At 43.8% G+C, this 22,972-nt stretch carries 22 protein-coding genes; 8 read left to right on the plus strand and 14 right to left on the minus strand.

Going from position 1 to position 22,972, the window contains the following annotated elements; translation table 11 throughout:
• Positions 1–57 precede the first annotated feature (57 nt).
• The gene (locus L1999_RS28295) at positions 58–405 is read left to right on the plus strand and encodes a hypothetical protein (protein WP_215045576.1); all 348 of its coding nucleotides are present in this window, start codon (positions 58–60) and stop codon (positions 403–405) included.
• A gap of 76 nt (positions 406–481) precedes the next feature.
• Positions 482–736: a GlsB/YeaQ/YmgE family stress response membrane protein gene (locus L1999_RS28300; RefSeq protein ID WP_235741557.1), complete on the plus strand. Its 255-nt coding sequence runs from the start codon at positions 482–484 to the stop codon at positions 734–736.
• Between the two features lie 137 nt (positions 737–873).
• Here the strand turns inward: L1999_RS28300 and cls are convergent, their stop codons facing one another.
• The 3 genes from cls to L1999_RS28315 all read right to left on the minus strand — a co-directional run bounded on the left by cls (position 874) and on the right by L1999_RS28315 (position 6,684).
• Entirely contained in the window at positions 874–2,373 is a 1,500-nt protein-coding gene (cls, locus tag L1999_RS28305; protein WP_235741558.1) for a cardiolipin synthase, read from the minus strand.
• A gap of 685 nt (positions 2,374–3,058) precedes the next feature.
• The gene (locus tag L1999_RS28310) at positions 3,059–3,910 is read right to left on the minus strand and encodes a CheR family methyltransferase (protein ID WP_235744491.1); all 852 of its coding nucleotides are present in this window, start codon (positions 3,908–3,910) and stop codon (positions 3,059–3,061) included.
• An 11-nt stretch (positions 3,911–3,921) separates the two neighbouring features.
• Positions 3,922–6,684: a CHASE3 domain-containing protein gene (locus tag L1999_RS28315; RefSeq protein ID WP_235741559.1), complete on the minus strand. Its 2,763-nt coding sequence runs from the start codon at positions 6,682–6,684 to the stop codon at positions 3,922–3,924.
• A gap of 241 nt (positions 6,685–6,925) precedes the next feature.
• On the opposite strand from L1999_RS28315, the gene L1999_RS28320 reads away from it, so the two are divergent.
• Positions 6,926–7,381, plus strand: a complete 456-nt coding sequence (locus L1999_RS28320; RefSeq protein WP_215045572.1) for a Dps family protein — start codon at positions 6,926–6,928, stop codon at positions 7,379–7,381.
• A gap of 437 nt (positions 7,382–7,818) precedes the next feature.
• Here L1999_RS28320 and L1999_RS28325 read toward each other — a convergent pair whose 3' ends face one another.
• From L1999_RS28325 to L1999_RS28340, 4 genes are all read right to left on the minus strand, one after another.
• Entirely contained in the window at positions 7,819–9,030 is a 1,212-nt protein-coding gene (locus tag L1999_RS28325; RefSeq protein ID WP_235741560.1) for a PP2C family protein-serine/threonine phosphatase, read from the minus strand.
• A gap of 87 nt (positions 9,031–9,117) precedes the next feature.
• Positions 9,118–9,912 carry an RNA polymerase sigma factor SigB gene (gene sigB, locus L1999_RS28330; protein ID WP_235741561.1) on the minus strand — a complete coding sequence of 265 codons (795 nt, stop codon included), beginning with the start codon at positions 9,910–9,912 and terminating at the stop codon, positions 9,118–9,120.
• Complete coding sequence (gene rsbW, locus L1999_RS28335; RefSeq protein ID WP_235741562.1) at positions 9,878–10,360, minus strand: anti-sigma B factor RsbW; 483 nt, start codon at positions 10,358–10,360, stop codon at positions 9,878–9,880. Before rsbW ends, sigB begins: the two co-directional genes overlap by 35 nt.
• Positions 10,361–10,373: 13 nt before the next feature.
• Positions 10,374–10,688, minus strand: a complete 315-nt coding sequence (locus L1999_RS28340; protein WP_215045568.1) for an anti-sigma factor antagonist — start codon at positions 10,686–10,688, stop codon at positions 10,374–10,376.
• Between the two features lie 252 nt (positions 10,689–10,940).
• Between L1999_RS28340 and L1999_RS28345 the strand changes: the two genes are divergently transcribed.
• Positions 10,941–11,114 (plus strand): hypothetical protein, encoded by a 174-nt coding sequence (locus tag L1999_RS28345; protein ID WP_235741563.1) that lies wholly within the window; start codon positions 10,941–10,943, stop codon positions 11,112–11,114.
• A 135-nt stretch (positions 11,115–11,249) separates the two neighbouring features.
• Here the strand turns inward: L1999_RS28345 and L1999_RS28350 are convergent, their stop codons facing one another.
• Positions 11,250–11,741: a hypothetical protein gene (locus L1999_RS28350; protein ID WP_235741564.1), complete on the minus strand. Its 492-nt coding sequence runs from the start codon at positions 11,739–11,741 to the stop codon at positions 11,250–11,252.
• A gap of 174 nt (positions 11,742–11,915) precedes the next feature.
• Positions 11,916–12,848 (minus strand): magnesium transporter CorA family protein, encoded by a 933-nt coding sequence (locus L1999_RS28355; protein ID WP_235741565.1) that lies wholly within the window; start codon positions 12,846–12,848, stop codon positions 11,916–11,918.
• Positions 12,849–12,969: 121 nt separating this feature from the next.
• Between L1999_RS28355 and L1999_RS28360 the strand changes: the two genes are divergently transcribed.
• Positions 12,970–13,239 carry a hypothetical protein gene (locus L1999_RS28360; protein ID WP_235741566.1) on the plus strand — a complete coding sequence of 90 codons (270 nt, stop codon included), beginning with the start codon at positions 12,970–12,972 and terminating at the stop codon, positions 13,237–13,239.
• Between the two features lie 177 nt (positions 13,240–13,416).
• Entirely contained in the window at positions 13,417–14,016 is a 600-nt protein-coding gene (locus L1999_RS28365) for a hypothetical protein (protein ID WP_235741567.1), read from the plus strand.
• A gap of 298 nt (positions 14,017–14,314) precedes the next feature.
• Here the strand turns inward: L1999_RS28365 and L1999_RS28370 are convergent, their stop codons facing one another.
• Positions 14,315–15,622, minus strand: a complete 1,308-nt coding sequence (locus tag L1999_RS28370; RefSeq protein ID WP_235741568.1) for a hemolysin family protein — start codon at positions 15,620–15,622, stop codon at positions 14,315–14,317.
• A 65-nt stretch (positions 15,623–15,687) separates the two neighbouring features.
• The gene (locus L1999_RS28375) at positions 15,688–17,193 is read right to left on the minus strand and encodes a mechanosensitive ion channel (RefSeq protein WP_235741569.1); all 1,506 of its coding nucleotides are present in this window, start codon (positions 17,191–17,193) and stop codon (positions 15,688–15,690) included.
• Between the two features lie 147 nt (positions 17,194–17,340).
• Here L1999_RS28375 and L1999_RS28380 point away from each other — a divergent pair, with 147 nt between their 5' ends.
• Both L1999_RS28380 and L1999_RS28385 read left to right on the plus strand, forming a co-directional pair.
• Entirely contained in the window at positions 17,341–17,640 is a 300-nt protein-coding gene (locus L1999_RS28380; RefSeq protein WP_235741570.1) for a hypothetical protein, read from the plus strand.
• Between the two features lie 69 nt (positions 17,641–17,709).
• Positions 17,710–17,883 (plus strand): CsbD family protein, encoded by a 174-nt coding sequence (locus L1999_RS28385; protein ID WP_235741571.1) that lies wholly within the window; start codon positions 17,710–17,712, stop codon positions 17,881–17,883.
• Positions 17,884–18,089: 206 nt separating this feature from the next.
• Here the strand turns inward: L1999_RS28385 and nuoN are convergent, their stop codons facing one another.
• From nuoN to nuoL, 3 genes are read right to left on the minus strand one after another with little or no spacing between them, the layout of a single operon-like run.
• A complete protein-coding gene (nuoN, locus tag L1999_RS28390) occupies positions 18,090–19,577 on the minus strand; it encodes an NADH-quinone oxidoreductase subunit NuoN (protein WP_235741572.1) in 1,488 nt (495 codons plus the stop codon).
• Positions 19,578–19,583: 6 nt separating this feature from the next.
• Positions 19,584–21,092 carry an NADH-quinone oxidoreductase subunit M gene (locus tag L1999_RS28395; protein WP_235741573.1) on the minus strand — a complete coding sequence of 503 codons (1,509 nt, stop codon included), beginning with the start codon at positions 21,090–21,092 and terminating at the stop codon, positions 19,584–19,586.
• The gene (gene nuoL, locus L1999_RS28400; protein WP_235744492.1) at positions 21,089–22,960 is read right to left on the minus strand and encodes an NADH-quinone oxidoreductase subunit L; all 1,872 of its coding nucleotides are present in this window, start codon (positions 22,958–22,960) and stop codon (positions 21,089–21,091) included. The genes L1999_RS28395 and nuoL overlap by 4 nt, the downstream gene beginning before the upstream one ends.
• Positions 22,961–22,972 lie beyond the last annotated feature (12 nt).

The following is a 22,972-nucleotide window of genomic DNA, read 5'->3' on the forward strand; positions in this document are numbered from 1 at the left end:
GAAACAATTTCAATGTGGGTATATAGAAAACACTTACGAATTCTGGAGGTGTAATAGATGAAGAAATTAATTTGTAGAAATTGTGGAAATGCGGAGTTTGAGGTGTTAAATGTAGGGGAAACGTTGTGCAAATGCGGCCGGAGGTTAACAAAGCTAAGTGACTATCAAATGGAGTCCTCATCCAAATGGAAAGAAAACCAACGACGCCGCGCTGAAATCATTTCTAAAATCAGTCTATTGAAACGGGAAGTTGACAAATGCCTGGATGAGCGGGACGAAGAAGGCTTTAAAAAGCGATCGTTTGAACTAAAGCTTTGCTATCATTTTCTAGACAATGCCTTGCAGGACCCGCAGCTTCGTCTCAAGGAGCGAATCAAGCAAAATCAAAATAAGTTTAGTTTTTAAGTGTTTAAGTACTTCTATTACGGGTATTTAATAAGCATAAGCTTAACTCATTAAAAAATAGAAAGGGGACATTTTCATGGGATTTATTTGGTCATTAATTATTGGAGGTATCATTGGTTGGTTAGCAGGACTCATTCTAGGACGTGACATACCGGGTGGTATTATCGGAAATATTATTGCAGGATTTATCGGTTCATGGCTTGGTTCATTAATCTTAGGTGGATGGGGACCAGAGATCGGTGGATTCTATATCCTCCCAGCATTAATCGGAGCGATTGTCCTAGTGTTTGTCTTAAGTCTCATCCTAAAAGGTAGAAGAAAAACTGCATAATCAAAAGATTTAGTCGAGACTGCCTAACCGGCAGTCTTTTTATGTTGTAGAGATATCACTGATCACTATGGCGAGGCCATGAAGTTCATTTGATAAAAAAGAGGTACCCGACGCAGCCGAAGCCGCAGCGAATACCTCTATAAGACCCCTGAAAACAACCTGGCAAACGATTCTTTCCATTTTACCCCTAGTTCTCTTTTATAAAACTCAACCGGGCGGATGCGGCGGCAATCTTTTAGATCCTCCTCATAATGGACAATAAGATCATTAATCGAGGCGGTTCCTGTTAAAAACAAATTCACCTCAAAATTCAAATGAAAGCTGCGCATATCCATGTTGGCTGTCCCAATCGAGGCAAGATCCCCATCCACAATCATCACCTTTTTATGCAAAAAGCCCTTTTGATACGAATAAATCTCAATCCCAGCCCTTAATAATTCTGGAAAATACGATTGCGTCGCATATTGAGTCAGAAAACCATCATTGGTGTCAGGCACCATTAAGCGCACCTGGATGTTGTTTTGAGCAGCGATTCTGAGTGCGGTTTGAATGGCCTGGTTGGGAATGAAGTACGGGGTGGCGATCCAAATTGATTTGGTGGCGCTGGTGATCATCGCGTAGTAGTGGTCACTCATATCCCGTGTTTCAGGACCTGTTGCGACGACATGGACCAATCCATCTCCCTTTACAGGCACGGGCCTTAGGTAGTGGTCATTTTCAAACAGGATTTCACCACTGGCGTACTTCCAATCTAGCAAAAACACGGCATGAAGCGTTTGAACGGCTTCCCCTTCGAGCATGACATGGCTGTCACACCAGAACCCGAAATTATCATCCTCGCCAAGGTATTCAACCCCAACGTTTAATCCGCCAGAAAAGCCGACCTTTCCATCAATGACAATGATTTTACGATGATTCCGGAAGTTAAACTTTTGATTATACCAGCCTCTATTTAAAGGTAAAAAAGGCCGGACATTGATGCCAGCCTCCAGCATTTTCTTCATGGCCTTCTTTGAAAGGGAGAAACTGCCGGCCGCATCGAACAGGAGCCGCACCTCGACTCCTTCCTTCACCTTCGCTTTTAAAATATCAATCAGTTCTTGGCCTAGTCGGTCATAGCGGAAGATGTAATATTCAAGGTGAATGAAGTCACGCGCTTCTCTTAGCTGCCGTTTAATTTCTTCAAAGGTATCATCGCCGTTTCGTAAAATTTTGGTTTTGGTGTTCTGGTTTTGGTCGGTTAAGGTAACCTTTTCCAAATAGCTGGCAAACGACCGCTGGTGGTCATTCAAGTTTGATAAGTCGAGCGGTTTTTGCTTTTTATCTAGCGCCTCGAATAGCTGACGATCACTGATTCGCTTGCTTTTAAACAACTCCCCTTTGACCAGTAATTGTCCAGAGTAAACGTAAAAAAGATAGCCGAGAACCGGCAGTAAGATTAATATGTAAGTCCATAGGAGTGTGGTTTGGGCGGGGCGGTTCTCAAGCCATAAGGCCAGGACCGTGTTGATAATGATGACAGCATAAAGGGTCAAAATCAGCGCCTTCCCCCATACTGGTACTTCCATAAAAAAGACCAAATACCCACCAGCGATCATTAATGCAGCAAAAAGCCATTCAAAGCGTTTTCTTTTCATGACGGTATTCACCCTTTTTTACTATGAAATACCCTTTCTGTTTGTAACTAAAACAAAAGAAGCCTTACCCCATGATTAGCGGGCAGGCTTCTTTTGCTTTTAAAAATGGTTTGGCGGGTGAGAAATGGAGATATCAGCGGTTTTTCACCTTTTATCAGCGATTTCCCATCTGATACCACCTGCTTTTTATCTAGTACCACCTGCTCCCCACCGATATCGGCGGTTTTCCATTGGGTATCAGCGGTTTCTGCCTTTATATCAGCAGTTTTCCACTGAACATCGGCGGTTTCTCACCTTTTATCAGCAGTTTCCCATCTGATACCTCTATCTTCTTATCTGGTACCACCTGCTCCCCACCGATATCGGCGGTTTTCCATTGGATATCAGCGGTTTCTGCCTTTATATCAGCGGTTTTCCACTGGATATCGGCGGTTTCTCACCTTTTATCAGCAGTTTCCAATCTGATACCTCCATCTTCTCATCTGGTACCACTTGCTCCCCACCGATATCGGCGGTTTTTCATTGGATATCAGCGGTTTCTGCCTTTATATCAGCGGTTTTCCACTGGATATCGGCGGTTTCTCACCTTTTATCAGCGGTTTCCCATCTGATACCTCCATCTTCTCATCTGGTACCACCTGCTCCCCACCGATATAAGCAAAAGCAGAAAAGATATCAGCAATTCCTAAATCTTTCGATATATCTTTTCCTGAGGACTAAATTCCTCATATTTCAGACTCTTAGGGACAAACAAAAGCGACTCCTTACTGCCAAAGCCGACAAAGCCTCCGTCAGCCAAACTGCTATGAATCAAATGATGAACCTGCTGCTGCAGCTCATTATCAAAATAAATCATCACATTCCGGCATAAAATCACGTGGAATTCATTAAAAGAGCCGTCCGTCACCAGGTTATGCTGTGCGAAAAATAAATTCTCCTCAAACATAGGATTGAAATAGGCAAATTGATGGTCCGTTGTATAATACTCTGAAAAAGCCATCTTCCCACCGGCTTTCAGGTAGTTTTTTGTATATTGCTGCATTTTCTTTAAGGGGAAAGCCCCCTTTTGAGCAGCAATCAGCGCCTTTTCATTCATATCGGTCGCATAAATCTTTGTCTTTTTAGCGAGACCTTCCTCCATCATCAAGATCGCCATCGAGTAAACTTCCTCACCTGTCGCGCAGCCGGCATGCCAAATCCGAATCTCAGGAAGGTCTCTCAAAAGCGGTACGACCCTGCTGCGAAAAGCCGCAAAGAAACTGGGATCGCGGTACATTTCTGTCATCCGAATCGACAAATCATTTAACAGGCGCTCCAAGTACCCTTTTTCATGCAGTACTTTTTCCAAAAGGGCGGTAATCGTCGGTAATCGCTCTGCTTTCATCCGGTTTAAAATCCTTCTTCGTAAGGAAGCACGCACATATCCTCGAAAGTCGTATCCAAACATCTGATAGAGCCCTTCTAGCAGCAAATTAATTTCTACTTCCTGCAATTCGTTCGTCTCTGTGTCTTCCGTGTCTATCCATAAATCAGGCATCTTGTTGTGGTTCAATCTTGGTTCACCTGCTCTGTCAGCCATACCCGCATTAACGAGAATAGCTGATCGATATTCAATGGTTTCATAATATAATCAGAGGCACCTGCCTCCATACACTTGTCCCGCTCGCCTTTCATAGCCTTCGCGGTCAACGCGATAATCGGCAGATTGTGCATACCCAGGTCTTCCCGGATGATTTTCATTGCTTCATAACCGCCCATTACCGGCATCATAATGTCCATAAAAACAAGGTCAAAGCGGCCGCGTTCTTGCAGCATTTCTAACGCCTGCTTTCCGTGTTCTGCCACCTGCACGTTCACACCTTTCCGCTCTAAGGCGGTCACCAGTGCAAACACATTGCGGCCGTCATCTTCCACTAGCAGGACTCTTTTTCCTTTAAATAACTGCTCATCGGGGCATTCCTCTTCGGTTAGAGTAGCTTGCTGCTCCTCACTTTCCCATGTCGGTTCTTTCGTTAATTCAATTTCACTGGCCGTTGCCGCTTCCTCTATTGCCAACTGCACATCATTCGGCATATCTTCTTCTGCCTCCCAGCGGCTCGGGATAAACAAAGTAAACGTGCTGCCTTTTTGCGGCTCGCTTTGTACCTCAAGTGTACCGCCAAGCAATCGAGTAAATTCACGGCAAATCGATAAGCCAAGACCCGTACCGCCATATTGCCGGTTGGTCGTCCCATCCACCTGTTGGAAGGCATCAAAAATGATTTGCTGCTTTTCCTGTGGAATGCCAATTCCCGTGTCCGTTACTGAAATGGCGAGGACAGGTTCACGTGTTTGTTTATTGAGTAATTTCCCTGCTTTTTCAGAAGGGGCCAGCCCAATTTTCAGCGTGACACTGCCTTGTTCCGTAAATTTAAAGGCATTTGATAAAAGGTTCTTCAATATCTGCTGTAATCTTTGCCCGTCCGTCGAGATAACGGGTGGTATATTGGAATCCATGTGGATGTCGAACTGTAAATTCTTTTTCGCTGCCACCGGGTTGAACATATTGCGCATCGTCTGCGGAATCTCCGTGACATTGACTTCATCTGTTAAAATTTCAATTTTTCCTGCTTCAATTTTTGATAAATCAAGAATATCATCAATCAGCCGCAGCAAATCAACGCCGGAGGTATTCACCACCCGTGCGTATTCGGCCACTTCCGTGTGGTCCATATCCGAATTATTCTCCATCAGCATTTGCGACAGGATGAGAATACTGTTTAATGGGGTGCGCAGCTCATGCGACATGTTCGCAAGGAAATCGGTTTTGTATTGTGAACTCATCCTTAATTTGATTGAATAATCTTCTAGCTCGTCCTTCGCTTTTTTAAGTTCAATAGCACGCTGTTCCGCATATTCCTTCTGCTCTTCCAAATAATCATTGGAGAGGCGTAATTGTTCTTGCTGCATTTGTAATTCTTCCGATTGTGCCTGCAGTTCTTCTGACTGCGCCTGTAATTCTTCGGTCAGGACTTGGGATTCCGCTAGGAGTCGTTCTACTTCCATTCGTCCCGTTACCGTTGAAATCGATGAGCCAAATTTATCTTGGATCAAATCGAGTAAAGTCAGGTGCTGAGCATGAAACGGCTGCAGTGCAGCGAACTCGACAACTGCTTCTACGCGATCATCAAACAGGATCGGGGCAATTAATAGATTACGCGGGTTTGAAGTGCCTAACCCTGTTGTTATTTTAAAATGATTATCTGGTATTTGATCGATTAGAAAAATTCGTTTATCAACGGCTGCTTGACCAATGACCCCTTCGCCCATGCGAAAATTCGTCTTGACGAGGTCACCATCGGCGACGGCATACCCGGCTACTTTCACAAAATCCACTTCACCCGCTTGCTCGCGGCGCAGATAGACCACCCCGTAAGCGGCCCCTACCAGTGGAGCGAGTTTGTTAATAAACATCTGGGTGAGTTCATTGATATCGGTTATCCCTTGATATAATGTGGAAATATCGGTTAGACTTTTTTGCACCCAATTCCGCTTTTCAAGGGCTTCCAGTAAGTTGTTCATAGCCTCAGCAAGTTCCTGTGTTTCATCATGTGTGTTCACTTCGATCCGTGATGTCAGGTCGATTTCTGAGTTTTCGTCCATGATTTCATCAATCGTTCTTACTACCTTTTTAATCGTTCTAACGATCGTATTAGAAAGAATAACAGAGATGGCAATTGTAAATACAGATACTAAAATAATAATTGCGTATAAGATTAACTTTAAATTATTCGTATGCTCATTAAGTTGATTAATGCGTCCTGTTGTCAATTTCTTTTCGGTGGCTAGAAAGGATTGAAACTGCGTACGCAGTTGATCCGTAATCTTTTTGCCCTTGTTTTCCGCAAATTGCTGATTTAAAAAGCGCGTATTATTGCTCTTTTTTGCATTAATGACAGCCTCACCGGTATTTGTGACCCAGTTTACGATTAATGGTTTCATTTCTTCCAAATTCTTCTGTTGACTGCGGCTATCTAGCAGGGAATGAAGATTATTGTAATTATCAAGCCAGCTCCGATTCCCTTGGTTATAAGGCTCCAGATACTGTTCATCCCCCGTTATAACATATCCTCTCATGCCCGTTTCCATGTCGAGGACATTTTTTTGAATTTGATTGGCCAGGTCGTGGATTTCGATATCGTGTTTGGCCACATAGTCTACCTCTTTTTGCAAATCTGTCATTCTATTAATAACCGTTAGTAATGACAGTACCAAGCAAAGTAAAATCGATAAGTAACCTACGATAATTTTTGCATGGATGTTGAAGTTCAAGCCCTTTATGGTAACCGCCCCCTCAATGAATATACTCTTATTTTAACCTGTAAAAATTTAGGTTTCATTGGTTTTAACAATTTTGATACTATAGTAATAGTTTTAATTCCAGTTCATTTATCCTAGTTCTAATACCCGTTTTTCTTCTCGTTGAAACCCTTTTTTAAAAAAAATTTATTGTTTTGAATGATGGTTTGCCGGGTATTTAATCAATATCATGATTATTTTGGAGGTTGATTAAATGGCGAAAACGAAAGAAAAAGTTCAAGTAACAGAGGTTCTAAACCAGCAAGTGGCTAACTTTTCGGTTCTCTATATGAAGCTTCATCATTATCATTGGTATGTAAAGGGAGAAAACTTTTTTACCCTGCATGTTAAGTTTCAAGAGTTGTACACGGAGGCCGCGCTTCATCTGGATACGATTGCGGAGAGGATGCTGTCACTAGGAGCGGCACCAACCGCCACGCTTAAGGAGCAGCTAGAGCTGTCGTCGATTAAGGAAGCGGCTGGGGATGAAAGCGCCGGGGAGATGGTTCAGGCGCTGGTTGATGATTTTGACAATGTCTGCAGTGAACTTACTGAAGGAATTACGGTTGCTGAGGACAAGGATGACCAACCGACGGCCGATATGTTTATTGCAATCCGGACGTCGTTGGAGAAGCATGGCTGGATGTTGAAGGCTTATTTAGCAGAATAGATGTATTTGGGTGCCAGTTTGTATGCTGGCACCTTTTATATTCTAGTGGTGTTTGGGGGGACGGGGCACTATATCAACTTTTCATAGTAGTGCTCGTTCTATTGTTTTTTCGGATGTGTGCGGTCACTATCAGCCGCTTATTTTACCCGCTCTACTGTTTTTATCACGTGCGCGGGCACTATCAACCGCTTATTTTGACCGTCCTACTAGTTTTTCCATGTGTGGGGGCACTATCAGCGCTTATTTTGCCCATTCTACTAATTTTTCCACCCGCACGGGCATTATCAACCGCTTATTTTACCCATCCTACTTATTTTTTCACGCGTTCGGGCACTATCAACCGCCTAGAATCCCTATCATTCTCTCTCCCCACTAACGACAGTCACTATCAACCGCCCAAAACGCCCACTCCACCCGTTTCCCCCTCCACACCAACACTACTTCTTCCTCACCTTGCCCGTCCGAATCACTTTTTCCCGTCCACGTGCACGATCGACCCCATTTGTTGAAACCATCACCAAACACATATCATCCTTCGCGTCCTGCAGCAGCTCGGAACTCAACTGCAGCCGTTCAAATAACTCCTTGGGATCCTCCATCTCCTGTTCACGCAAACTGCGAACCAATTTCGAAATGGCCACCTCATATTCCTCTTCAAGTCCCTCTGACAGACCATCCGTAAACAGCAAAATTCGGGCATCGCTTTGATAAGGAATCACCCCTTTGGTGACCTCAATCTCCTCAAAAAAACCAAGGGGACAGCAGCCGTTCGTCATCAGCTGCACTTCCTCATCGACAATGGCAATCCCCGCCGGATGACCAGCATTGACGTATTCAATCGTCTGTTCAGCCGTATCCAGCACAAAATAAATCGCCGTAAAATAATAGTTTTCTAGACTTTCCGGCATCCGGAGCTGGTTCATCCTCCGATTTAGTTCAATCATCACGGCTTCAGGGTCACCTATCCCTGTAATCGCATCTTTTAATGTCGAATATATGTACATACAAACAAGCGAAGACGAAATCCCATGCCCCATCATATCAAGTAAAATAACCCCATAGCGGCCCGGGCTGATTTGGTACCAGGCATACAGGTCCCCAGCGAGTTCAAATGAAGGCTTGTAGACCGCCGAAATGGCGACATCGTCCTTTTGGATTGGTTCACTCAGCATGCTAAGCTGGACCTGTTTGGCCAAGTTTAACTCATGCTGAATCCGCTTATCCCGCTCCTTACGTAAGTCCTTTTCATACTTTAACCTTAGTACAGAGCGAATTCGTGCCAACAGCTCCACTTTATTAATTGGTTTCATCACATAATCGAGCGCGCCGGCATCCATCGCCTCGGCCATCTTATAGGAATCGCCCATTGCCGTCACAATAATAATCGGCAAATCCGCGTACCGCTCATCGGCAAGAATCGTCCGGCAGGCTTCCAGTCCATCAATCTCAGGCATCATCAGGTCCATTAAGATTAAATCAACAGGGACTTCCACAGAGTCTGAATCCGAACCAGCTGGATCAAGCTGAAGATAATCGTATAATTCCCTGGCAGAAGACATCAACACTAATTGATCATAGCCCGCCTTCTGGAGGATTTTCTCAATAATCATCAGATTTGTTATATTATCATCCACAATGACAATATTCATAAACATACCCCTTCTGAAAAAGGTGCCTGTCACCCACCCTTGTTAAAAACGCTAACCCGAGTGGGTGACAGGCACCTTTTTTTCTATTTACACGGTGTTTAATCCTTGATAGGCATCACGTGCTAGTTCCTTGCGCAGTTTTTCAATAGCCTTTTTTTGCAAGCGGGAAACATGCATTTGTGAGATCCCCAATTGTTCACCCGTTTCTTTTTGGCTTTTATTTTCTACAAACGTGCAATGAATAATCTCTTTCTCTCGTTCCGATAAAACATGCAGTGCGCTTTCGAGCAAAAGTTTTCGGTCGACTTTTTCAAAACCATCATCAGGCGAACCGAGTATATCTAAAGCAGTGACCACATTTCCTTCCGAGCCGGTTTCAATCGGCAGGTCAACAGAAGCGGTCTGGTAGCTTTTCCCCATTTCCATCGCTTCCAAAACTTCCTCTTCCGATAGCTCCATGTACTCGGCAATTTCTTCGATTTTAGGAGAACGCTGGTTTTTATTCGTCAGCTCGTCGACTACGTTTTTAATTTTCGGCCAAACTTCCTTTACTCGTCTTGGAACATGGACGCTCCATGTTTTATCACGTAAAAACCGTTTGATTTCTCCGATTACCGTTGGAATTAAAAAGGATTCAAATGACTTCCCGGCACCTTGGTCATATCTTCGGATGGCGGCCAATAATCCAATCATTCCGACTTGCATGATGTCTTCATGAAAATCTCGTCCTTTTGAATACTTTCGGGCAAGGCTCCCAACTAGGGCGGTATAATGTTCGACTAAAATGGTTTGGGCTAAAGGGTTCTCCTTTTGTTGAAATTCCAGAATCAGGGCGTCGATTTCTTCCTTAGTTCGCTTCACGGGTTGTGGCTGTTGTCCCATTATTTTCACGCTCCCCACTTAGATACTTCGCCATGAAGACCGTTACACCGGAATGATTCAAAACACGGACCTCGTCCATCAGTGTTTCGATCAAAAACAGACCTAACCCTCCCTCTGAAAGTTGTTCAACGGTACTTGATTCCGTATAAGGGCCTAGCTCGTTTCTGGTTTGGATAAAATTAAAGCTTTTTCCACTGTCAGCTACCATAACTTCTAACTTGTCCTCATAAATGCCGAATCCTAAAGTGACTTCGCCGCCTTCCTCTGTGGAGTAGGCATGCTGGACAGCATTGGTTGTCGCTTCACTGACAGCAATTTTTATATCCTCAATCTCCTCATATGTATAACCCATGCGGCTGCAAATCCCTGATAACGTTAACCTAATTACACCGACATAGTCTGATTTTGCTGGAATCTTCATTTCAATATAGTCCATCACTTGTTTCATCGTCCCCCACCCTTTAATTTGCAGAAATATTCATTATGTTCCCTAGGCCAGTAATTTCAAAAAGCCGCTTCAGTCGATCAGATAACTCAATCAGTCTTAATTCTCCACCGTTTTCCTTAAGCTTCTTAAATAAACCAACAAACACGCCAAGACCCGTACTGTCTAGATAGGAAACGTCCCTGAGATTAATACTCATGATTCTGTTTTCCCCTTCAGCGAGCGGTAATAATTCCTCTCTTAGGTTTGGTGCAGTAAAGGCATCAATTTCCCCTGCTAGCATCACCGATACTTCCTCGTTTTGCTGATGTACATCTATACTTAGATTCATTCCATCATCACCTCTAGATATTTATAGTGTATATAACCACATTTAAAACATTCTAAACCTACTTTTTTAAAAAAATTTAGGAGCATAGGGACGGTTCTCTTGCTTCGGAAGCAAGAGAACCGTCCCTATGCTCCCTATTATACCCAAATCTTGTAATCTAACGAATAGTCCATGTGGCCTAGCTCGAATGGTATAGTTTGGGATTTTGGAAAGTGGGTATACAAAAGCTACCACAGCTGGAAGGGAGAGGAAATGATGGATGAACTGAAAAAATTAAAAACAAAGTTGAAAGTCGAAACGGAAAAAAATGGTTCGATGGCGCAGAACTTTGATGAAGTAAAAAAACTTGGCAAGCAAATGACGAAAGCCAAAACGGGTACTGAGCTGAAAGAGGAACGGGGTTTAACTCCAGATCCGCTTCAATAGATAGATGTAACGGCCATTTCCTAGGGCCGTTATTTTTTTTGCCGAATACAATATATAATATAGATGAAAAGGCTTGCACCACTAGTTAGGTGCAAGCCTTATTTATAGTAAGCTTCGGTACCCATAGATCAGTTTTTAGAACTGCTTTTCAAGTGGATCCTCTCGACCATATCGCTGGTAAAATTCATCTACCTGCTTCTCAGGATGGGGATCCCCATTGTTTCTTTCAAGGTCCTCTTGTGTTTGAAAATCCTGCCCATCGCTCTTGGCGATGTTATAACCAGACAGATGCTGACCTTGTTCTTCAAGGTCCCGCTGGCCATTTTGGGAAGCCCGCTCCTGATTGGCTTGGCCAGTCTGGTTCAGGTCACGGTTTTGCGAGCCCTGATTCTCCCCCGATTGTCCAATTTGCCTAAACTGTTCTTGATGTTCTTGATTCTCCCGCTGCGAACCTTGTTCATCCATTAACGGGAGGCCATCATCGTCTCTATGACCATACTTTTGCTGCAAGTTGTTCTCGCCATTCATGGATTTTTGCTCGTTTTCCGTCTGCTTATAAAGAGTGTCATCCTCTTTAATACCTGCTTCATCCAATGTGTTCGTGCCATTATAATTGGTAGTCATCATAAATTCCTCCTTTTTCCAAGACTGCTGTTGTTCATCCTTGTCGTTCAACAGGATTTACCGAACAGGCAACCACATATTTCTATCACCCGCTTCCTTTTATTAAAATTTTCATCCAGGCTACCTTTTTGATAGCCATGTTAGTGTAATACCACCTCATCTTCGTCCTCAAACCACTTATTTAAAAAAGGATCCTTTCTTTTTCCCTTTTAACAGGTCGCCGGTCCAGCCTTTATTTTTAATAAAATAATACAAAAGGGCTGTTGAGACGACGATCATGACAATCGAGAAAATATAACCGTACCGCCAGTTGAGTTCCGGCATATACTTAAAATTCATGCCCCATAATGCCCCTAGAGCCATAATCGGGGTGAAAATAGTCGTTAACACCGTTAAGGTTTTCATAATTTCATTTCCGCGATGGGAGGAAATGACCTCTTCTAAATTAATCAGCGAGTCAAGCTCATGTTCATACTCATCGAGCAAGACTTTGGCCCGCTCAATCCGTTTGCCCGTACACGAGAAAAATTCCCCATCCTTACTATCAGGGAAATTGATTTCATCGATGGCCATTTTTACTTCATTGATCGGGATTAATAGGTTTTTGCAGACTAACAGTTCATGCCGGCGTGTATAGACAAGTTCAAGAATTCCTATTTCATTTCGCTTTCTCACATTCCAGATGAGTGTTTTAAGGGTCTCCTCAAACTGATCAATCTCCACTAGCATCCCATTCATCAGTTCTCCGAGAAAAAGTAAAAAGCCTTCAACGGCATTATTCGTCCGCGCTAATTGGCGGTTAAGGTTGTCTCGATCTAACGAGGTGATTTCAAGGTCTACGGTAATTAATTGATCCGTTGTTAAAAAGAAATGAAAGATTTTATAATGGTTTTCATCGGTATAACTCTGTTGAAAAATAAGGGAACCGTTGATGACTTTTTCACCATTCGCTAAGCTGGTTACACGCAAACTATTGGCTTTATCTTTTCCAACCTGCTTCAGCCAAACCGTCATAACAGGATCCTCATTATTTGATGGGGGGAGTTGGTTCATCTTCTCGCTGTTCCACTCTAACCACTTCCATTTGTTCGCACCAATATATTTTTCCAAAAGAATCCCTCCTCTTTAGACCTTATCCCCGCTTATCTGTTCCTTTAAACGTTTAATCTTTCATCTGTGTGGGTATTTATTAATTAGAATAGGTTGTTCAAATCTTAAGGAGGTAATTTAGATGAAACGTGTCTTAAGTATGAGCTCACTATTAGCGGTTGGGGTTGGCGCTTCGGCGGCAGTGTGGCTAAGCAATAAGCCCAATCGGATTAAGGCAGGGACCTTATTAAAAGATTGGAAGCGGAAGGTCCTTCCCACGGTCTATCAAAAAAGTGAACAGCTTCCGATTCATAAAGGCGGTCACCCGCTTCCACATGATGTTGAAGATAATAAAATGGTTGATGAAGGCGCAATGTACTCGGTTCAGTTTTATAATGAAAAATTACAGTAACAATAACGAGTTGGGGCTTCGAGCAGCCCCAACTATTTTTTTGAGGTGATCACACTGAATTTACTATTTTTGTTCATCTATTTGGTGATTATTCTAGCTGTCATTGAGATCTTCGTGATTTTATTCCGGTTAACGGGATTGAAAGTGGAGGTCTCGAGGTTTCAGGTGATCTCGCTGATGACGGGTACCGGCTTTACCACCGGGGAATCGGAGCTGATCTTAGGGCACCCGATCCGCCGGAAACTGGCCCTCTTTCTTATTTTGTTCGGTGCGTTCTCCCTCGCCGTGATTGTTTCATCGATTAGCCAATTTCTATCAGAGGGTCTGCGGGCAAAGGAAATCTTTTTCAGTGCAGGCTCTGTTATCTTGGTTTTTGGAATATTAAAAATGGCAAGCGTTCGGCGTGTCCTGGCTGCGTTTTTTAATCGAGAAATGAAGCAGAATATTGAACTGGCTGATCTGCCTGTCCGCGATGTTTTTTTAAAAAATAAAGAGGATCTGCTGCTCCATCTATCTATTTATGAAACTTCCTCACTTGCACACCAAACGTTTCAGGAAGCTATCCCCCACCATGAAGGGCTGGAGCTGGTTGTTTTGTATATTCAGCGCGGCGATATTATCATACGCACGCATCTCTATCAAACAAAGCTTCACGAAGGAGATCATCTGTTGATTTATGGTGTCAAGGAAGTCATTTTGAAGGTGTTTCACGATGATATTTCGATTATGAATGAAAGGCAGAAGGAACATGAACTGCCGGTGAATCATATACCCTGAATAGAAAAGCGCAAGCGCCTGTTTAGCGACGTATGGACTGGAGCCAAATCGACTGAGATAAGGTGAAACTTCAATCAGCGAATGTTTTTCTCGCTGATTGTTAGTTGAGCCGACCGGGTTTTTACGGGCAGTTGAGAATCTACTGACCGTTAATACGTGGCAAAGGAAACACGAAGAGCGTAAGCGATTCGATGTTGACTTATCGTAGGGAGATTGGGCGAAGTACATTAGTCGCTGGGCGCTGGAGCTGGACAATTTTCAAAGCAATTACATACTTTCTTATCTCTTTAAAAAGCCTCTAATCAGAGGCTTTTTTCACTTCTACGTATTTAATATGGTATCCCTCCGATTCGATCACCTTAAATTCATAGCCCTCCGCCACTACGGCAGCATCAAGGGCAACCCGTGTCGATCTTTCGGTTAAAAGCCAGCCGCCTAGTGTATCGATGCCCTCCGCACTTAAATCAATATCCAATAACTCGTTCACGGTGTGAATGGCTACCTTAGCATCAATAATATAGTGGCTTCCCCCCGTAATGGTCCGAATCGCCGGAACCTCGTCGCCATCAAATTCGTCTCTCACCTCACCGACAATTTCTTCAATGATATCTTCGACTGTTACCAACCCAGACGTCCCGCCATATTCATCAAGCAAAATTGCCATATGGGTCCGTTCCTTTTGCATCAGTACCAATAAATTACGAATCGGAATCGTTTCAATCGCCGTAATCACCGGCTGAAGATGGGACTCAAGTTTCCATTCATCATGCGTGCTTTTATTCATAAAACGTTGCGTTAGCAGCATTTTTACGTTCAGCATACCAAGTATATGATCCTTATCCCCCTCCACCACAGGATAACGGGTGAATTTCTCCCTGCGAAGCGTCTCGGCAATCTCTTCGATCGAATCATTAACGGATAGGCAGCACATTTCTGTCCGGGGCACCATGATTTCTTTTGCGACCCGCTCATCAAACTCAAAGATATTATTCACATACCGCCATTCATTCCGATTAATCTCCCCGCTCTTATAACTTTCCGACAAAAGAATGCGCAGTTCTTCTTCCGAGTGGGCCATCTCATGCTCAGAAGCCGGCTTCAGACCAAACATACCGACAAGCAGACGAGATGAATGGTTTAACAGCCAAATAAACGGAAACATAAGTTTGTAAAACCCAATAATGGGTTTGGCGAACCCGAGGGTAATTTGCTCCGCTTTTTGAATGGCGAGGGTTTTTGGCGCCAATTCTCCAACCACGACATTTATAAACGTAACCACCACAAAGGCTAGGATAAGCGATAGGAAATGGGTAACTGCTTCATTTAAATGAAAAACAGCTACGAGGGGATGAAACAACTTCTCTACTGTCGGTTCCCCCAGCCAACCAAGTCCTAATGCCGTCACGGTGATTCCGAGCTGGCAAGCCGATAGATACTCGTCGAGATGGGTAACCACTCTTTTTGCAGCTGCGGCCCGCTTCTCGCCTTCCGCCATCAATTGGTCAATCCTTGAGGTTCTCACTTTGACAATGGCGAACTCAATCGCCACAAAAAAACCAGTTAAGACAATTAAAAGGATAATCGTGAATATGTTCAACCATAGCATTAAATGAACACCCCCCAAAAAATAACAATCCGGAATCCCGCTGGATTCCGGATTGCCATGGTCTATTACTGTTTATTCTTGTCGAGCTTATCATCTAGTTTTTCTAAATATTTAGCGGCAAATGTTTTTCCGCCTAGACCAAAGGCCAGACCAAACGCCAGCGCCAACCCGCCTAGGATAAGAATAAAGGCGGCATTTACAATCGAGTGTGCCACACCAAGCTGGTCTAATGCCATAAACACCGTAATCGCAAAAATGGTATATTTGGCGATTGCTGCCAGGGTGCGTGAGGAATTATTTTTAATAACATTTTGTAAAATACGTTCAACTAAATGACCAACATATAGACCAACGCCTAAAATGACAATCGCAGCAAATAGCATTGGCAGATACGCAATTACTCCTGTTGCCAGCGTGACTAAGAAGTTTAAGTGAACAATTTGCAGTGCTTCGACAGCAAATAGTAAGACGACGACAATTTTAACAAGAAGTCCGACTATTTGTGATAAAGAAAACTTCGATTTTTCCGGCGTTGATGTACCAATGCCAATCTGATTGAAGATGCTATCAAATCGTAAGCGCCAGAGCATTTGAACGACCATTTTTTCAATCCACTTTCCAAGCCAGATCCCGACTAGCATTAGAATAATTGCCACAATCACATTTGGAATTAACGTCAAGATGCGGTTTAACATCGCGATTGCAGGTTCAGAGATCCCTTTCAAATCTAGCTTTTCCAAAGCCGTAATGATAGTTGGGATTAAGATGAAGATAAACACGATATTCCCAATGATCGTTGATAGATTCGTATCTCCCTGATTTTTCATGATGCCGAAACGCTGACCGATCGAATCAGCTCCTAGGCTTTTTAAAAAGTTCGTTAAAATATCACGGACAAGTTTCGCAATCAGCCAGCCGATTAAGACAATCAAGGCGGCCGCAAATAATTTAGGAATAAACGAAACCATCGATGTTAGTGCATGGGTAAATGGACCAGAGATTCCATCGATATGCAACGCGCCCAATACCGCAGGTAAAAATAACAATAGAACAAAATAGAAAACTCCCTGAGCAATTCGATCGACACTCGATTGGGCTGCAACTTGATTTTCAGCCATTTTCCATTTAACCAATCGTGAATCTAATTGCAGCATTGCTGCGCCTTTTTTGAAAAGCATACGCAGCAGAAAAGCAACTACCCAAGCAAATAATAGAATAAGAGCCGCTTTTATTAAATGTGGAATTGCCCCTGTGATTGTTGACACCATGCTAACGAGTGGCTGGGCAATCAAGCTTAAGTTCAACATGTTAAAAAAGATAATCCAGACGACTACTAATAATGCATAGTAAACTATTTTTCCAATAATCGTTTCAGATGAATACCTTCTACTATTCCCAAAACTTGAAAACAACTTATCATCAAAATTTGTTTTCTTTAATAGTGACGTTACTGCTTTTCCGATTGCTTTTGCGATCAGCCAGCCAATTAATAGAATCACCAGTGCAAATAGCAGGTGTGGAATTTGATCAGTATATATGTACCAGCCAGCTATCATATCTTTTACGTTCATCAACATCGCTCCCTTTTTAGTTCTCATGCTCGTTTGCTAGGTGATATACCCGGTCTAATTCGTTTCAAACATCTAAAAAAATAGGTTTCACAGGCAGTATCGCTGGGAATATACGTTAGCAATTGAATAACAAAAGGAGGAGAAACGATGAGCAAAAAAGCATGGTTAGCTGGCGGAATGGCAGCGTTACTAACTTTTGGCGGTTTAGCCGGGTGTGGTGATGGAGTTGACTCGGATAATGGTATTAGTGATGGCCAGCAAAAAGATGCGGTCGATCACAATACAAAGAACACATCTAACGACTCCCTTCAGAAGGCAAAAAAGAATCTCGAGGATATCCAAAAGGATGTTGAAACCAAATTAAAAGAAAAAGGTATCGGTGATGGCGTCGATCAAGACAATGGCATTAACGATGGTCAAAAGAAAGATAAACTAGATAGTCTCTAGAACGTTTGAGTGAAATTCCCATAGGGTACTCATATTTATAGAACAAACATAATAAAGGAGGAAATTCAGATGAATAAAGATAAAGTTGAGGGCGGATTTGATCAGGTAAAAGGAGAAGCAAAAGAACAATGGGGAAAAGCAACGGAGGACCGTTCTACTGAAACGGATGGTAAATTCGATAAAGTGAAAGGGAAAGTAAAGGAAGGCATCGGTGAAATAAAAGAAAAATGGTCAGAGGATTGATGAGGACGGTTTAGCTATAGAATGCAAAAAGAAGAGGCTCCCCGGCCTCTTCTTTTTCTATGTTTACCCCTTTTATTTGACCACGTTCTCCAGTTGGCCGCCTTCCCCAAAGCGGTCAACTGGATGCATTTCTTATTTCCCAGGGAAATAATCCCCTCGGACAAGACTTGGTTTAAAACCCTAGCCTTCATTCTTTTTTTAAAAAATTACTGCAAGTTATTTAAAAAGTCGAGTGCGATGTTTGGCGCGACTCCAAATAATACTGATCCGACAATCGCAACAACTAATACAACGACAATGCCGAATGGAATGTTCAATTTACGCTCGTCCCTAGCCGGGCGGAAGAACATTTGCGTCATGATGCCGAAGTAGTAGAAATACGAGATGACGGTCGTTGCAATCATGATGGAAGCCAGCACATAATGCGGTGTGCCGTAGAAAGTCCCGATAAAGATATTTAATTTGCCGATGAATCCGGCTGTACCTGGAAAACCTGCCAAGGAAACAAGCAAAATGCCCATGATGACAGCAAGAACCGGTGAACGACGGTAAAGACCCGCAAAATCAGCAATTTTGCTTGATCCGGACTGTTCCGTAATCAGTTGAATTACTGCGAATGCACCGAGGTTCATTAACATATAAGCTAGCAGGTAGAACCAAATCGAAAACAGCATGTTCGAGCTCAAACTAGTTAACGCCACTAAGATATACCCGGCATGGGCAATACTGGAGTAGGCGAACAACCGCTTAATATCGGTCTGCCTTAACGCCACCACGTTTCCAACAATCATGGTAACCGCTGCGATCACGGCAAGGTAATCCTGCATCTTAAACAGGATGCCTTCGCCGTTTGCCCCTGTTGGTGCCGCATTGTAGAAGACAGCAATCAGAAGGCGAATCACAATGACAAATCCTGCTGATTTTGATACGACACTCAGAAAGGCCGTAACCGGTGTCGGTGCTCCTTGATAAACGTCCGGTGCCCACATATGGAACGGAGCGGCTGCTAATTTAAATGACAAACCTACAAAAATGATTAAGAATGACAGACCGAGCAGGTACGCATGCTGCGCATCTGTCACGGCGGACAGTGTCTGGGCAATGTCGAACAGGTTCGTTGAGCCTGTTAATCCATACACATAGCTCATTCCAAACAAGGTGATCGCGGTTGAAATTCCGCCATTGATGACGTATTTCATCGCCGACTCATTTGATTGTAGATTATGCTTGCGGATGCCCGCTAAGATATAGGAAGAAACAGTTAACAATTCCAGCCCAATGAATAACGTGATTAAATCACCGCTTGATGTCATGATCATTGCACCGAGCAAAGCGGTTAAGAATAAGTAATAAAACTCGCCGCGGTAGGTTTCCATCCCTTCCTTTGCCTCGTAGCTGACGGCAAGGAACATCACGAGCCCCGAACCGACAAGCAGGATCAACTTAAAGGCTTTGCCAAAGGAATCCAACGTGAAGCTGTCATCCAAAATCGATGTTGCTCCCGTATTGAGCAGCGATACAACCGATACAATGGCGGCGGCAATGCCAAGGATTCCAATCCAGCCAAGAAAGCGGCGGTCTTGTTTTTTCGGTAGAAATAAATCAATTAATGTCAATGCTGCTGCCACACCGAGGATGATGAACTCTGGTGTCATGACACTCCAGCTAAATGATTTCAATGCCGTTAAATCCATTCTTCATCACCCTCCTAACCCTAACATGATGGTTTCTAGTGTTGTTTGCAGCGGAGAACTTAGAACACTTGGATAAACCCCAATTAACACGATTAAAGCCATTAGCACCACAACCGGTACGAATTCGACACCTTTTAAGTCAATCACAGCGGTGAACTCACGATGCGCCTTGCCGTAGGTAATCCCTAAGACAGCGCGCAATACGTACGCTGCGGTCATGATAATGCCAATCGTTCCGACAGCGGCAAGCCATGGTATTTCTTTGAAAAGCCCTAGAAAGGCCATAAATTCACTAACGAAGCCGGACATGCCTGGAAGTCCCAGTGAGGCCATTCCGCCTGCTAGTAGGAAGCCAGCCGCAAGCGGCATCCCCTTCGCCATTCCGCCCAAGTTCTCGAGGAGTGATGTATCCGTACGCTCGTACAGGATGCCGACAATGAAGAATAATAATGCCGAAATCAAACCATGTGAGACTACTTGGAAAATCGCCCCTTGCACCCCAGCTGTGTTCATCGCTGCAAGGCCAATCAGCACGATGCCCATGTGGGAAATCGACGAATACGCGAGAACCATTTTAAAATCTGTTTGAATGAAGGCTAAGAACGCCCCGTAAAGAAGGTTGATCACGCCAAGGACGGCAATCAGTGTCGCAAGGGTATCAAACTGCTTCGGAAAAATTCCCAATCCAAAACGGATTAATCCGTATGCACCAATTTTTAATAGAATCCCAGAGTGAATCATAACAACCGCTGGAGGTGCCTGAACGTGCACCTTTAACATCCAGCTGTGTAATGGGAAAATTGGCAGCTTCACACCGAAGGCAATTAATAAACCGATGAAGAGGCCCATTTTTAAATCACCGGACAGCGGTGCACTTGGGTCTGCCATCATTTGTGTCAGCATCTCAATGTTGGTGGTACCTGTTTTGGCAAACAAAATCATGATCACAATCAGGAGTACGGCAGAGCCTAAACCGTTGTAAATTAAGAAACTGTATGCCGCTTTTTCTTTTTCAAAATAACCCCATTTCCCGATTAAGAAGAACGTTGGAATGAGAGTAATTTCGAAAAAGATGAAAAATAGGATTAAGTTCTCCGCGGTAAATACCCCGAGCATTCCTACTTCTAAGAGAAGAAAGAGCATGAAGTAGCCCTTCCATTCTTTTTTAACAAACCGTGCTGCGGCAATGGCTGATAATGTGGCCACTACGCTGGTTAGCACGACGAGCAATAGCTGAAAACCGCTTAAGCCCAGTTCATAGTTGACCGCAAAGTATGGCTCTTCGGTAGTCATGCCGCGGAAGTGAATCCACTCTTTCGCGACGTTGAAGTCTGCCAGATTCTTGCCCCACTGAAAATGGAGATAGCAGGCCAAGGACAAGAAAAGGGCTGGCAAGGTGGCTAGAGAGCCAATGATTTTAATTGGTTTTTCAACTGATTTTGGCATCATGGCTAACACGATGATACCGAGTATTGGGGAGAATACTAGGATTGAAAGAACAGCTGATAAATTCATCGTAAGTACCCCCCTGTGAATGCAAAGATAACGACGAGCAGTGCAAGACCGATAAAGGCTACGGCCCCATAGGTCTGTACCTGTCCGGATTGTAGTTTGGAGCCAGCTCTGCCGAGTCCTTGGACAATCCCGACCACGCCTTTGACAAGTCCTTCCACAAGGAAGACATCAATGAACCGTAAGAAGTAGCTTAGTGCTTTAGACGCTGCGACAACGGTATATTGATAGAACTCGTCAACGTAATACTTATTAAATAAGATACTGTGCAAGGTGTCCCCTGTGCCGCTTAACCAGTTGCGGGCAAGTGAACGCTTATAGTACATCAAGTACGCAAGGAAGATTCCTGCTAGCGATACGAGTGTGGCTGCGATCATGATCCAGACAGGACCTTCCGTATGTCCATGTTGGGCAAGGGCTGCATTGCCGTCAACGAGCCAGTCGCCTAGGAACGTGCCGAACCAAGGTGTGTTTACATAACCAGCGATGACGGCGAGTACGCCAAGGATCATCATTGGCAAGGTCATATTGGATGGCGATTCGTGAACGTTTTTTTGATTTCCGCGTGCTTCCCCGGTAAAGACTAGGAAGAACAAGCGGAACATATAAAATGCCGTCATGAAAGCCGCAATAAGCGCAAGCAAGAACAGGATCGGATGTCCGCCTTCCCATGCCGCCGCTAAAATTTCGTCTTTTGAGAAGAAACCGGATAGTAACGGCACTCCGCTGATCGCGAGTGTTCCAATTAAGAATAATGGCCCGGTCAGCTTCAACTTTTTCCAAAGTCCGCCCATTTCCTCAATGTTTTGTGTGTGAACCGCATGAATGACTGAACCTGCTGCTAAGAAGAGCAAGGCCTTAAAGAAGGCATGTGTCATTAAGTGGAATACACCTGCCACATAGCCGGCAGAGCCAAGGGCTAACATCATGTAGCCAAGCTGTGAGACCGTTGAGTAGGCAAGCACCCGTTTGATATCGGTTTGCACTAACCCAATGCTTGCCGCAAAAATGGCGGTAAACGCACCAATGACTGCAATTGTAAGCAGTGCGGTTGGGCTTGCTAAGAACAATGGGAATAGTGCTGCGACTAAATATACACCAGCGGCGACCATGGTAGCGGCGTGGATTAAGGCCGAAACTGGTGTCGGACCTTCCATCGCATCGGGAAGCCAGGTGTGAAGCGGGAACTGACCGGATTTTCCGACGGCCCCGATAAAAATTAGAATCGCAATTAAGGTAATCATCGATGTTGGAATAGCGCCGGTTTCAACTGAATGGAAAATGACACTGTATTCAAAGCTTTTCGTTTCCCAAAAAAGAAGAATCATCCCGATAAATAAGCCGACATCGCCGATACGGGTCATGATGAACGCCTTTTTGGCGGCCGCTTTCGCTTCTTCTTTGTAAAAATAAAAACCGATTAATAAGAAGGAACCAACACCAACTAGCTCCCAGAAAATATAGGTTTGCAGCAGGTTTGGTGAAATCACCAGCCCCAGCATTGCAAAGGTAAATAATCCTAAATAAGCATAAAATACATGGAACCGCTCGTCGCCATGCATGTACCCCTTGGAGTACGTATGTACCAAGAAACTAACGAGCGAAACAATTACTAGCATTAATGCATTTAATTGATTGACTTCGAAGCCCGCTGTAAGATGCAGATCTCCTATCGTGAGCCATTCAAAATTTGTCCCGTAGGTTGGCTCCGAAAAGCGCTGGAATAAGACCAAAATGGAATAGATCAGCGATGCGAGCGTGAAGAGGATCCCCACATATGCGCTCGCGTCCTTCAGCCGCTTACCGAATAGAAGAAGGATCAAAAACGATAATAGCGGGAAAAGCGGGATAAGCCAAGCGTTTTCCAATATTATCAACCCCTT

Source organism: Neobacillus drentensis, from assembly GCF_021560175.1.
GTDB lineage: Bacteria > Bacillota > Bacilli > Bacillales > Cytobacillaceae > Neobacillus > Neobacillus drentensis_A.